This window comes from Pseudomonas sp. NFX15, from assembly GCF_049132105.1.
Taxonomy (GTDB): domain Bacteria; phylum Pseudomonadota; class Gammaproteobacteria; order Pseudomonadales; family Pseudomonadaceae; genus Aquipseudomonas.
Map to the genome: position 1 here is coordinate 15,537 of NZ_JAFMPV010000017.1, position 11,839 is coordinate 27,375.

The following is an 11,839-nucleotide window of genomic DNA, read 5'->3' on the forward strand; positions in this document are numbered from 1 at the left end:
GCTTCAGGCCGCCACGCCGGCAGTGAAAAGGTAACCGGCGCCGTGAATGGTGATGATCAACTGCGGTTCGGCAGGATCGTCGTGCAACTTGCGGCGCAGGCGTCCGACCAGCACGTCGATGGAACGGTCGTTAGGCACCCATTCGCGGTTGCGGATCTGGTCCATCAATTGGTCGCGGCTGAGGGTGTGGCCGCTGTTGCGCAAGAACACGCTGAGCAACTGGTACTCGCCGTGGGTCAACAGCGTTTCGCCGCCGGACGGGTCGATCAGGCGCCGGCGATCGGTGTCCAGCGCCCAGTCGGCGAACTGCTTGACGGGTTTGCTCACGGCGGCGGTCGGTTGCGGGGTTTGCGCATGGCGCACCCGGCGAATCAGGTTTTTCGCCCGGGATACCAGTTCCCGTGGGTTGAGCGGTTTGATCACATAGTCGTCAGCACCGCATTCGAGGCCGACGATGCGGTCGATTTCGTCATTGCGCCCGGTGATCAGGATGATCCCGACCTCCGAACGCACCCGCAGTTCGCGGGTCAGGGTCAGGCCGTCCTTGCCCGGCAGGCGGATGTCGAGCATCACCAGGTCCACGCTCTGGCTGGCCAGGAAGGTTTCCGCCAGTTCCGCGGTGGCCGCGCAATGGACGTCGTAGCCTTCCTGGGACAGGTAGGCGTGCAGCAGATCGCGAATCAGCGGATCGTCATCGACGATCAATACCCGAGGAGTCATCGCTTGGTGTCCGGCTTAGGCTCGAAGGCCAGTTTCTTATTAGAGTGTTTTGTTGCTTTGGTGCCAGAGAGTATCCAGTGCTGAACGACTGATCAACAGTCGCTCGTCTGCACGCAAAAGCGCTGACGTCCGCCGGCCTGCAATCCATCAACCCAGGCCTCGCAAATCTGGATACCCTGTTCCGGTGTAAACGTGCCGGGGTTCAGCCCCGACTCCAGCCACAAGCCATCGAGCAAGGCGCTGAGGCTGATGGCGGCGAGTTCGGCGTCGAAATGTTCCCACCCCTCCTCCTGGGCCAGTTCCGTCAGCACTTTGCGCAAAATGCCGCGATATTCGCCATAGGAGTGTTCGTGGGCCTGGTTGATGGCCTCGGCCGTTTTCACCGCGCCCCAGAACGCCAGCCAGGCATCGATCAGTTGCGGATCGAGCAATTCGGCGGAGAACGAACCGCGGAAAAACGCCGACAGGCGCTCCCGGGCATTCGGCGCGGCTTGCTCCATGGCGTCGCGCAGCAGGGTCATGACCCGCCCGGTGATCGCCATGTAGGCCTCGGCGACCAGTTCGTCCTTGCCGGAATAGTGATGACTGATCAGCCCAACCGAGACCCCGGCCTCGGCCGAAATCTTGCGGATCGACGCGCCCTGGAAACCGTGGCGCTTGAGGCACACCAGCGTCGCCTCGATCAGGTTGGCTTTGCGCAACTCTGGTTCCATGCGGGAAAAACGGGCTTCCTGGTTCATGGGCGACACGCTCCTTGGTTCAATCGTTTAGACCCGCGCGGGTGAGCGGCGAGCTGAACGACTGTACAGCAAGACCGAGCCTTTTCTCCAGTCCGATGCAAGCCTTAGAATCGCGGCGTCCCCTTCGCGAGCAAGCCCGCTCCCACAGGATCTCGGTCGTTCACGGGATTTGCGTACACCGACTATCCCTGTAGGAGCTGGCTTGCCAGCGATGAGGCCAGCACCCTCAACCGAAGATTCAGATCAGTCGCGATAACCGGGGGCAACGCGATCCAACATCCGCAACAACGCCGCCCAGGCCAGTTGCATCGCCTCCGGATCATTCAGCTCACCCTCTTCCAGCGGCCGCCCCGGATCATTGAACTGTCGCTCGGTGTGCTCACACACCTGCGCCGATGGCAACACGACCTCCCCCGCCGCCATCGCCGTCAACTGGATTTCACACGCCTTCTCCAGGTAATACATGCGCAGGAACGCCTGGCTCACGGTCTCGCCGACGGTCAGCAATCCGTGATTGCGCAGCATCAGAACCGGCTTATCGCCGATATCCTGCACGAGGCGCTGTTGCTCGCTCAAGTCCAGCGCCACACCTTCGTAGTCGTGGTAAGCAACCCGGCCATAGAACTCCATGGATATCTGGTTCACCGGCAACAACCCACACTTCAATGCCGCCACCGCGCACCCGGATTTGGTATGGGTATGCAGCACGCATTGCGCATTTTCACGGGCACCGTGAATGGCGCTATGAATGACGAAACCGGCCGGGTTGACCGGGTACGGCGACGGTTCGACGGCGTGACCGTTGAGGTCGATTTTCACCAGATTGGAAGCAGTGATTTCCTCGAACATCAGCCCGTACGGGTTGATCAGGAAGTGATGCTCCGGGCCCGGAATGCGCACCGAGATGTGGGTGAAGATCAAATCGGTCATGCGAAAGTGCGCGATCAAGCGATAACAAGCCGCCAGTTCCTCACGCAGGCGCTGCTCGGTGGCGCTGCGTTGCGGGGCCAGCTGGGTGGCGATTTTGTTCATTGTCGTGGTTCTCCAGGCTAATCGGCTGGGGCAGACATTACGGCTGGACGCAACGTACGTCCAGCCGCGGTCGCCTTTGTAGGAGCCGGCTTGCCGGCGAAGGCGGCCTTGGGTTTTGTATGGGCCATGACGGTACCTTCGCTGGCAAGCCAGCGCCTACAGGGGCCAGAGTGTATCGAGTGAGGTTACTTGCTGGCCCAGGCGTTGAAGCGTTCTTCGAGTTCTTCGCCATGGTCGACCCAGAAACCGACGTCCATCGACAGCGCGCCCTTGAGGTTCTGCGGCGCGGTCGGCACCCATTGTGCGAGTTTGTCGTCCAGTCGTGCAGCGGCCTGGGTGTTGGTCGGGCCGTAGGGAATCTGTTTCACGTAGTTGACCTGGGCGTCCGGCTGGTTGGTGAAGGCGATGAAACGCTTGGCCTGATCGACGTGTTTCGAACCCTTGATGATCGCCCAGTAATCCATGCCGTACAGGCTGCCGGGCCAGACCAGACCGAGGTGGCTGCCTTTTTGCGCGGCGTCGGCGATGCGCCCGCTGTAGGTCGAAGTCATCACCACATCACCAGCGGTCAGCCATTGCGGGGGTTGCGCGCCCGCCTCCCACCACTGGATGTAAGGCTTGAGTTCGGTGAGTTTGGCGAATGCCCGGTCCACGCCCTGCGGCGTGCTGAGTACCTTGTAGACGTCTTCGGTTTTCACCCCGTCGGCCAGCAAGGCGAATTCCAGGTTGTACACCGCGCGTTTGCGCAGTCCGCGCTTGCCGGGGGTTTTCTTCACGTCCCAGAAGTCTGCCCACGAGGTCGGGGCCTGGGCCAGTTTGTCGGTGTCGTAGGCAATCGCCACGCTCCACACCAGCGCCGCGGAACCGCATTCCTGCGCCGCGTCAGGGATCAACTGGTCGGCATGGCCCAGACGGGTCCAGTCGAGGCGCTCGTACATGCCTTCTTCGCACCCGCGCATCAGGTCCGGGCCTTCGATCTGCACCACGTCCCAGTCGACGTTGCCGGTGTCGACCATCACTTTGATCCTGGCCATTTCGCCGTTGTATTCGCTCTGGATCACCTTGCTCTGATCCACCGCCGCAAACGGTTGAAAGAACGCCACGTCCTGGGCTTTTTGTCCGGCTCCGCCGTATCCGACCACCACCATGTCCGAGGCTGCCTGGGCGCTGCCCAGGCCCATGGCCACAGACAACACCAAGGGATAAAAACCGTGCTTGAACGTGTTCGATTTCATCAGTGGTTCCTCTTGCAGGTGCCACCCGACAAATGCCGATGCGGCCCTTTTTTATTGTTGTGAGGTAAGCCCCGGGAGCGGGCTCGAAACAAAACTACTGCAAGGCATAGTAAAAAAACAAGTTGATTTTTTACTGAAGGTAAATTTCTATAGAACAATAATAACAACCGAAAACCTGATACCTCTGTAGGAGCGAGCCTGCTCGCGTTGGACGATAACGATGACGCGTGTTGTCTGGATGAACGCATCGCCCTCAAGTCCATCGCGAGCAGGCTCGCGCCTGCAAAAGTCAGTTGCCTGGAGTAATCGCACCATGCCGACACCCGCCTTCGCGCACCTGTTCGAACCTTTGGAGATCCGTGGCAAACGCCTGAAAAACCGCATCATGTCCAGCGGGCACGACACCTCGATGCCCACCGATAATCTGGTCAACGAACAATTGATCGCCTATCACCGGGCGCGCGCCGAAGGCGGTGCCGGGCTGATCGTGCTGCAAGTGGCCGGTGTACATGACAGTGCGCGCTACACCTCCCACGTGCTGATGGCCACCGACGACGCCTGCATCGAGGGCTACCGCCAACTGGCGCAAACCTGCCATGCCCATGGCACCGTGGTGCTGTCCCAAGTGTTCCATCCGGGGCGGGAGATTATGGAATCCAGCGATGGCCTGCTGGCAGTAGCCTACTCCTCCTCATCGGTGCCCAACGAACGGTTCCGGGTGATGCCCCGTGCACTGGACCAAGCGATGATCGACGAGATCGTCGCCGGTTATGCCGCTGCCGCCCGGCGTCTGCACCAGGCGGGGATCGACGGCGTCGAAGTCGTGGCCAGCCACGGTTACCTGCCGGCGCAATTCATCAATCCACGGGTCAACCGGCGCACCGATGGCTACAACGGTGAGCTGGAACAGCGTTTGCGATTCCTGCGTGAAGTGATTGCCGCCGTGCGCGTAGCGACTGATGAACAGTTCATCGTCGGCCTGCGCATCTCCGCCGACGAGCGCGACCCTGAAGGCCTGACCGAGGACGAATCCCTGGCCGCGGTGCAATCGCTGCAAGCACAACTCGATTACGTGCACATCGTCGCCGGCACCTCTGCCTCCCTTGGCGGCGCGGTGCACATCGTGCCGCCGATGGCGATCGAAGCGGCGTACCTGGCCAAGGAAGCCGGGACATTCAAGGCCGGTTTGAACATTCCGCTGTTTGTCACCGGGCGCATCAACCAGCCCCAGGAAGCCGAGCTGATCCTGGCTCGCGGCCAGGCCGATGTGTGCGGCATGACCCGGGCGTTGATCTGCGATCCACAAATGCCCAACAAGACCGACAGCGGCCGTGTCGAAGACGTGCGCGCCTGTATTGCCTGCAACCAGGCGTGCATCGGTCACTTCCACAAGGGCTTGCCGATTTCCTGTATTCAGCACCCGGAAACCGGGCGTGAGCTGATTTTCAGTGAACGCCGGCCAGCATCCACTCGCAAACGCATCATGGTCGCCGGTGGTGGCCCGGGCGGGATGAAAGCCGCCACCGTCGCGGCCCAGCGCGGGCATGAGGTGACGCTGTACGAGGCCAATGCGCAACTGGGCGGCCAGGTGTTGCTCGCGCAATTGCTGCCACGGCGCGCCGAGTTCGGCGGTGCCAGCACCAACCTGCAGCGGGAAATGGAACTGGCCGGCGTGCGCGTGGTGCGCAACACGCGGGTCGACCGGGCACTGGTGGAGCAGGAAAAACCCGACATGGTGATCGTCGCCACCGGTGCCGAACCCTACTGGCCGCCCTTCGAGCGCGGTGGTGAATTGCAGGTGGTCGACGCCTGGCAAGTGCTGCGCGATAAAGTACAGATCGGCCGTTCAGTCGTCGTGGTCGACTGGCGCTGCGACTGGATCGGCCCGGGCATCGCCGAGCGTCTGGTGCGCGCCGGGCATCAGGTTCAATTGGCGGTCAACGGTACCCATTGCGGGGAAAACCTGCCGCTGTACGTGCGCGACCAACTGGCCGGCGAACTGCACAAGCTGGGCGTGCCGATCACGCCTTACGCGCGGCTGTATGGCTGTGATGACAATACCGTGTATCTGCAACACACCGCCAGCGGCGAACCGATGCTGATGGAAAACATCGACACGCTGGTGCTGTGCCAGGGCCATCAACCGGTCGATACCCTCGGTGCCGAGCTGCAAGGGTTGGTGGAGTTTCGCCGCATCGGCGACTGCCTGGCACCACGCACCGCCGAAGAAGCGATTTATGAAGGCCTGAAAGTCGCGTGGGAGCTTTAAGCCTGTTTATACTCCGGGGTCTTTGCCGCAGCACTTTGTAGGAGCTGGCTTGCCAGCGAAAGCGGTGCATCAGCCACCCTTTCGTCGGCTGACAGACTGCCTTCGCTGGCAAGCCAGCTCCAACAAGGGACTGTCATTCGCACCTCCTCCGGTTCGGAATTTTTCATGAGCAACAGCAACAAATCACAGCCCGCCAGCGGCAGCGCCGAACCGCATTTTCTCGGCACGCGCATTCGCGGCCTGCGCAAACGCCGGGGCATGACCCTGGCGGAACTGGCGCAACAAAGCGAACTCACCGCCGGCTACATCAGCCAGCTGGAACGCAATCTCGCCTACCCGTCGATCCCGGCACTGTTCAACATTGCCCGCAGCCTGGGCGTCACCATCCAATGGTTCTTCGCCAGTGAAGCGGTCACTGCGCCCGAAGATGACGGCATCGTCGTGCGCAAGAACAGCCGCCTGAACGTGCATTACGAAGACGGCATCGTCGACCAGTTGCTGACGCCGCAAGCCAACCGCCAACTGGAAATGCTCCACTCGCGCTTCCCCCCCGGCACCTACAGCCAGCAAAGCTACAGCCACGACGGCGAGGAAGCCGGTTTTCTGTTGTCCGGCAGTTTCGAACTGTGGGTCGGCGAGCGCTATTTCCAGCTCAACGAAGGCGACAGCTTCAGCTTCTCCAGCCAGGAGCCGCACCGCTACGGCAATCCTGGCGAGGTAGACGCGGTGGTGATCTGGGTGATTACGCCGCCGACGTTCTAACGCCGGCCGCGACCGGATGGTGGCGTGACGCTCGCACGCTTGAGGGTGTCGCTCGGCAACTCCTGGAACAGCGCGCGATAGCTGCTGGAAAACCGCCCCAAATGCCAGAACGACCAGTGCATGGCCACCTCGGCCACGGTGGTTTGCGTGGGCGTGCGGCTGAGCAATTCGCGGTGGGCGCTGTTGAGCCGGCGCAGGCGCAGCCATTGGGTCGGCGACATGCCAGTGTAGGTTTTGAACGCGTGCTGCAACTGGCGCAGTGAAACCCCCGCGACCTGGGACAATTCCAGCAGGTTGAGGTGCTCTTCCGGGGTGTCCGCCGCCCACTCCCCGACCCGTTTCATGATCGCCCGCTCCCCGGCACGGCGCTGTAATGCGCTCTGGTCGAGGCCAATGCAGGCGTTGTCGAGAATGAACAGGCAATCTTCCAGCAACTGTTGGGTCAGCATTTCGCGGCTCGGCGGATCGAACGTCTGCGACAACCGCGTCAACGTGCCGCTGAGCCAACGACAGAACAGCGCATTCTGTTGCGAATTGAGCGGCGCCATGAACAGCCCTTCGAGCCGGGCAATGTCCAGGCTGTGGCGCTTGACGAACTCCGGCCCGAACACCACGGCGATTTCCTGGTAGTTCTCCGGGGTGATCCAGATGTTGCCGCTTTCGCCGTTCAACACGTACAGCGCGTTGTCACCTCGATCGAAACAGAACGAAAGCGAGCCCTGCGGCGCGCTGAAATTCTGCTCGACCCGGGTGTTCATCGACTCTTCGTAAATCTCCACGCCCTGCAGATCCAGATAACGCACCAGGCCTGCGAAATGCCCCGGCGACATCTGTTGGTAATGCTGGACCCAACCCGGCGTGGCGCGGATTTGCTCGGCGACATCGGCGGTGTTGAAGGCCTGGACCTGAAGTGAATTGCACGCTGTTGTAGGAGCTGTCATGGGTGACCTTGCGCACTCTTTTGGTGCGCTTTGGGCTGCTTAAAGTGGATAGATGGAACTGCAAGGCGCGCCCAAGATAGCCGTCAACGCGCTACAGGGGAAGTGTCCGGCGGATGAAACCGGCCTCTCCTGGCGTTAATAAAACCAATAACGAGGTCTTTATGAATGTCCCTTTCGATCAGCTGTTCACTTGGCTGAAAGATCACAAGATTACCGAAGTCGAGTGCGTCGTCAGCGACCTGACCGGCATTGCACGCGGCAAAATCGCACCCACCAACAAGTTCCTGCATGAGCGAGGCATGCGCCTGCCGGAAAGTGTGTTGTTGCAAACGGTAACCGGGGACTTTGTCGACGACGACATCTACTACGACCTCCTCGACCCCGCCGACATCGACATGGTCTGCAAGCCCGATGCCGACGCCGTCTACGTGGTGCCGTGGGCCATCGAGCCGACCGCCATTGTCATCCATGACACCTTCGACAAGTTCGGCAACCCGATCGAACTGTCACCGCGCAACGTACTGAAGAAAGTCTTGCAGCTGTATACCGATAAGGGCTGGCGGCCGATCGTTGCGCCGGAAATGGAGTTCTACCTGACCCAGCGCTGCGAAGACCCGGACTTGCCACTCAAGGCACCGATGGGCCGTTCGGGCCGCGCCGAAAGCGGTCGCCAGTCGTTCTCCATCGACGCGGCCAACGAATTCGACCCGCTGTTCGAAGACGTCTACGACTGGTGCGAACTGCAAGGCCTGGACCTCGACACGCTGATCCACGAAGACGGTCCGGCGCAGATGGAAATCAACTTCCGTCATGGCAACGCACTGGACCTGGCGGACCAGATCACCGTGTTCAAACGCACCATGCGTGAGGCGGCGCTCAAGCACAACGTGGCGGCGACCTTCATGGCCAAGCCGGTCGGCGATGAACCGGGCAGCGCCATGCACATTCACCAGAGCGTGGTGGACATCGCCACTGGCCAGCCGATCTTCGCCGATGCCAATGGCAACATGAGCGAGCTGTTCCTGCACCACATTGGCGGCCTGCAGAAGTACATCCCGAAAGTGCTGCCGATGTTCGCGCCCAACGTCAACTCGTTCCGCCGATTCCTGCCGGACACCTCGGCTCCGGTGAACGTCGAATGGGGCGAAGAAAACCGCACCGTGGGCCTGCGTGTACCGACCTCCAGCCCGGATGCGATGCGCGTGGAAAACCGCTTGCCGGGCGCCGACGCCAACCCGTACCTGGCCATCGCCGCCAGCCTGTTGTGCGGTTACCTGGGCATGGTCGAGCGCATCGAGCCGAGCGCCGCCGTACAGGGCCGCGCCTACGAGCGCCGCAACCTGCGCCTGCCGATCACCATCGAAGACGCCCTGACCCAGATGGAAGAGTGCGACACCATCAGCCGTTACCTGGGCAGCAAGTTCGTGCGCGGCTACGTCGCGGTCAAGCGTGCCGAGCACGAGAACTTCAAGCGCGTGATCAGCTCCTGGGAGCGTGAGTTCCTGATGCTTAGCGTCTGAGATCGTCGCTGTCCGTAACGACCTCATCGCGAGCAGGCTCGCTCCTACAGGGGAAATGCACTCCAAATGTAGGAGCGAGCCTGCTCGCGAAGACGGCCGCCAGAACACCCAAACATCACCTGAAGAATCCAATAACTCTAAAAGGTATCGACATGCGTCTTTTGAAATCCATGGTTCCGGTCGCGTTGGCGGCCGTGTTCAGCGCCGGTGTCCACGCTCAGCCACAGGTCAGCGTCTATAACTGGACCGACTATATCGGCCAAACCACCCTCGCCGACTTCCAGGCCAAGACCGGGATCAAGGTGATCTACGACGTATTCGATTCCAATGAAACCCTGGAAGGCAAGCTCCTCGCCGGCCGCACTGGCTACGACGTGGTGGTGCCGTCCAACCACTTCCTCGCCCGTCAGGTAAAGGCCGGCGCATTCCTCAAGCTTGATCGCGAGCAACTGCCGAACTTCAAGAACCTTGACCCGAAACTGCTGACGCTGCTGGAGAAAAACGATCCGGGCAACTCGCATTCGGTGCCGTACCTGTGGGGCACCAACGGCATCGGCTATAACGTCGACAAGGTCAAGGCTGTGCTGGGCATCGACCATATCGATTCCTGGGCCGTGCTGTTCGAACCGGAGAACATCAAGAAACTCAGCGCCTGCGGCGTGTCGATGATGGACTCGGCGGACGAAGTGTTCCCGGCAGTGCTCAACTACATGGGCATGGACCCGCGCAGCGAAAACCCCGAGGACTTCAAGAAGGCCGAGGCCAAGCTGCTCCAGATTCGTCCTTACATCACCTACTTCCACTCCTCCAAGTACGTGTCGGACCTGGCCAACGGCGATATCTGCGTGGCATTCGGTTATTCGGGTGACGTGTTCCAGGCCGCCAACCGCGCCAAGGAAGCCAAGAACGGCGTGAACATTGCCTACGCCATTCCGAAAGAAGGCAGCAACCTGTGGTTCGACCTGCTGGCCATCCCGGCTGACGCGAGCAACCCGAAAGAAGCGCATGCCTTCATCAATTACCTGATGGACCCGCAAGTGATTGCCAAGGTCAGCGCCTCGGTCGGTTACGCCAACCCGAACCCGGCCGCCAAGCAGTACATGGACCCTGAACTGGTCAGCAACCCCGAGGTGTACCCGTCCCAGGCAGTCCTCGACAAACTCTACATCTCCACCACGCCGCCGCAGTCGATCATGCGCCTGATGACCCGTTCGTGGAGCAAAGTGAAGTCCAACAAATGAATCAGTACACCAAGGAACACACCCTGTCCTACTACGCGGCGTCCGCCAAGGGACTGAGGCAGCGCCCCGCGCTGGCCTCGGACCTGACGGCCGATGTCTGCGTGGTCGGCGCGGGTTTCACCGGCATCAACACCGCCATCGAACTGGCCCAACGCGGTCTGTCGGTGATCCTGCTGGAGGCCCGGCGCATTGGTTGGGGCGCCAGCGGGCGCAACGGCGGCCAGTTGATTCGTGGCATTGGCCATGACGTCAGCGGTTTCGCCAAGCACATCGGCACCGATGGCGTGCAATACCTGGAGCACGCCGGGACCGAGTCGGTGCAAGTGGTGGCCAATCGTATCCGTGAACACGGCATCGATTGCGATCTGAGCTGGGGCTTTTGCGAACTGGCCAACACGCCGGCCCAGTTCAAGGCATTCAAGGCCGAGCAGGCCGAACTGAACGAAACCGGCTACGCCTTTGAAACCCGACTGGTCGCACCGGAGCAGATCCGTGAGCAAGTGGTCAACTCCGGGGTGTATGCCGGTGGCCTGGTGGACATGGGCTCTGGGCACTTGCATCCACTGAACCTGGCGCTGGGCGAAGCGCAAGTGGCCGAGTCGCTGGGGGTGCAGATTTTCGAGCAGAGCCCGGTACTGGAATTGATTCACGGCAGCACGGTGCAGGTCCGTTGCGCCGGTGGCACGGTACGCGCAGGCACGCTGGTGTTGGCCTGCAATGCGCACCTGGAAGAGCTCGAACCGAAGCTCAGCGGCAAGGTGCTGCCGGCCGGCAGCTACATCATCGCCACCGAGCCCCTGTCGCCAGAGGCCGCCGCCAAGCTGATCCCGCACAACCTCGCGCTGTGCGACCAGAAGGTCGGCCTGGATTACTACCGGCTCTCGGCGGATCGGCGGCTGCTGTTCGGCGGCGCGTGCCATTACTCCGGACGCGATCCTGCGGACATCAGCGCCTATATGCGTCCGCAAATGCTCAAAGTGTTCCCGCAATTGGCCGATGTGCGCATCGACTTCCAGTGGGGCGGCAAGATCGGCATCTCGGCCAACCGCTTCCCGCAGGTCGGACGCCTGAGCCAGCACCCGAACGTGTTCTATGCCCAGGGCTATTCCGGCCATGGCCTGAACGTGACCCACTGGTGCGCGAAATTGCTGGGCGAAGCGATCCATGTCGGCCACAGCAGAGGCTTCGACGTGTTCAGCGCCGTGCCACACATGACCTTCCCGGGCGGGCGCGCCTTGCGCTCACCGCTGCTGGCCCTGGGTATGTTCTGGTATCGGATGCGCGACGTGCTCAGCTAAACCCTGCAACCCCTGTGGCAAGGGTGCTTGCCCCCGTTCGGCTGCGCAGCAGTCGCAAATCCGGCGCCTGAAGGATCGCTT

The 11,839-nt window shown here is 61.5% G+C and carries 10 protein-coding genes; 5 read left to right on the forward strand and 5 right to left on the reverse strand.

The genetic code is table 11. The annotated features are described in order from the left end of the window. Positions 1-3 precede the first annotated feature (3 nt). The 4 genes from J1D76_RS18105 to J1D76_RS18120 form a co-directional block, all read right to left on the reverse strand. Positions 4-720, reverse strand: a complete 717-nt coding sequence (locus tag J1D76_RS18105) for a response regulator (RefSeq protein ID WP_421139626.1) — start codon at positions 718-720, stop codon at positions 4-6. 92 nt (positions 721-812) lie between these two features. Continuing rightward, positions 813-1,460: a TetR family transcriptional regulator C-terminal domain-containing protein gene (locus tag J1D76_RS18110; RefSeq protein WP_421139628.1), complete on the reverse strand. Its 648-nt coding sequence runs from the start codon at positions 1,458-1,460 to the stop codon at positions 813-815. 243 nt (positions 1,461-1,703) lie between these two features. Further along, the gene (locus J1D76_RS18115; protein ID WP_421139630.1) at positions 1,704-2,492 is read right to left on the reverse strand and encodes a class II aldolase/adducin family protein; all 789 of its coding nucleotides are present in this window, start codon (positions 2,490-2,492) and stop codon (positions 1,704-1,706) included. 185 nt (positions 2,493-2,677) lie between these two features. Beyond that, the gene (locus J1D76_RS18120; RefSeq protein WP_421139632.1) at positions 2,678-3,727 is read right to left on the reverse strand and encodes an ABC transporter substrate-binding protein; all 1,050 of its coding nucleotides are present in this window, start codon (positions 3,725-3,727) and stop codon (positions 2,678-2,680) included. Positions 3,728-4,040: 313 nt separating this feature from the next. On the opposite strand from J1D76_RS18120, the gene J1D76_RS18125 reads away from it, so the two are divergent. Next, positions 4,041-5,996 (forward strand): FAD-dependent oxidoreductase, encoded by a 1,956-nt coding sequence (locus J1D76_RS18125; protein WP_421139633.1) that lies wholly within the window; start codon positions 4,041-4,043, stop codon positions 5,994-5,996. 165 nt (positions 5,997-6,161) lie between these two features. Further along, a complete protein-coding gene (locus tag J1D76_RS18130) occupies positions 6,162-6,758 on the forward strand; it encodes a helix-turn-helix domain-containing protein (protein WP_421139634.1) in 597 nt (198 codons plus the stop codon). Here J1D76_RS18130 and J1D76_RS18135 read toward each other — a convergent pair. Next, positions 6,755-7,699 carry a helix-turn-helix domain-containing protein gene (locus J1D76_RS18135; protein ID WP_421139635.1) on the reverse strand — a complete coding sequence of 315 codons (945 nt, stop codon included), beginning with the start codon at positions 7,697-7,699 and terminating at the stop codon, positions 6,755-6,757. The genes J1D76_RS18130 and J1D76_RS18135 overlap by 4 nt on opposite strands. Before the next feature lie 161 nt (positions 7,700-7,860). On the opposite strand from J1D76_RS18135, the gene J1D76_RS18140 reads away from it, so the two are divergent. The 3 genes from J1D76_RS18140 to J1D76_RS18150 all read left to right on the forward strand — a co-directional run bounded on the left by J1D76_RS18140 (position 7,861) and on the right by J1D76_RS18150 (position 11,758). Further along, a complete protein-coding gene (locus tag J1D76_RS18140; protein ID WP_103393529.1) occupies positions 7,861-9,219 on the forward strand; it encodes a glutamine synthetase family protein in 1,359 nt (452 codons plus the stop codon). Positions 9,220-9,371: 152 nt separating this feature from the next. After that, positions 9,372-10,460: a polyamine ABC transporter substrate-binding protein gene (locus J1D76_RS18145; RefSeq protein ID WP_421139636.1), complete on the forward strand. Its 1,089-nt coding sequence runs from the start codon at positions 9,372-9,374 to the stop codon at positions 10,458-10,460. Next, positions 10,457-11,758, forward strand: a complete 1,302-nt coding sequence (locus J1D76_RS18150) for an NAD(P)/FAD-dependent oxidoreductase (protein ID WP_421139637.1) — start codon at positions 10,457-10,459, stop codon at positions 11,756-11,758. The genes J1D76_RS18145 and J1D76_RS18150 overlap by 4 nt, the downstream gene beginning before the upstream one ends. Positions 11,759-11,839 lie beyond the last annotated feature (81 nt).

Bases quoted from the DNA above. Each gene is read 5' to 3' on its own strand.
- J1D76_RS18140 (WP_103393529.1), top strand. From the start codon at position 7,861: ATGAATGTCCCTTTCGATCAGCTGTTCACTTGGCTGAAAGATCACAAG.
- J1D76_RS18110 (WP_421139628.1), bottom strand. From the start codon at position 1,460: ATGAACCAGGAAGCCCGTTTTTCCCGCATGGAACCAGAGTTGCGCAAA.
- J1D76_RS18125 (WP_421139633.1), top strand. From the start codon at position 4,041: ATGCCGACACCCGCCTTCGCGCACCTGTTCGAACCTTTGGAGATCCGT.
- J1D76_RS18105 (WP_421139626.1), bottom strand. From the start codon at position 720: ATGACTCCTCGGGTATTGATCGTCGATGACGATCCGCTGATTCGCGAT.
- J1D76_RS18145 (WP_421139636.1), top strand. From the start codon at position 9,372: ATGCGTCTTTTGAAATCCATGGTTCCGGTCGCGTTGGCGGCCGTGTTC.
- J1D76_RS18115 (WP_421139630.1), bottom strand. From the start codon at position 2,492: ATGAACAAAATCGCCACCCAGCTGGCCCCGCAACGCAGCGCCACCGAG.
- J1D76_RS18150 (WP_421139637.1), top strand. From the start codon at position 10,457: ATGAATCAGTACACCAAGGAACACACCCTGTCCTACTACGCGGCGTCC.
- J1D76_RS18130 (WP_421139634.1), top strand. From the start codon at position 6,162: ATGAGCAACAGCAACAAATCACAGCCCGCCAGCGGCAGCGCCGAACCG.
- J1D76_RS18120 (WP_421139632.1), bottom strand. From the start codon at position 3,727: ATGAAATCGAACACGTTCAAGCACGGTTTTTATCCCTTGGTGTTGTCT.
- J1D76_RS18135 (WP_421139635.1), bottom strand. From the start codon at position 7,699: ATGACAGCTCCTACAACAGCGTGCAATTCACTTCAGGTCCAGGCCTTC.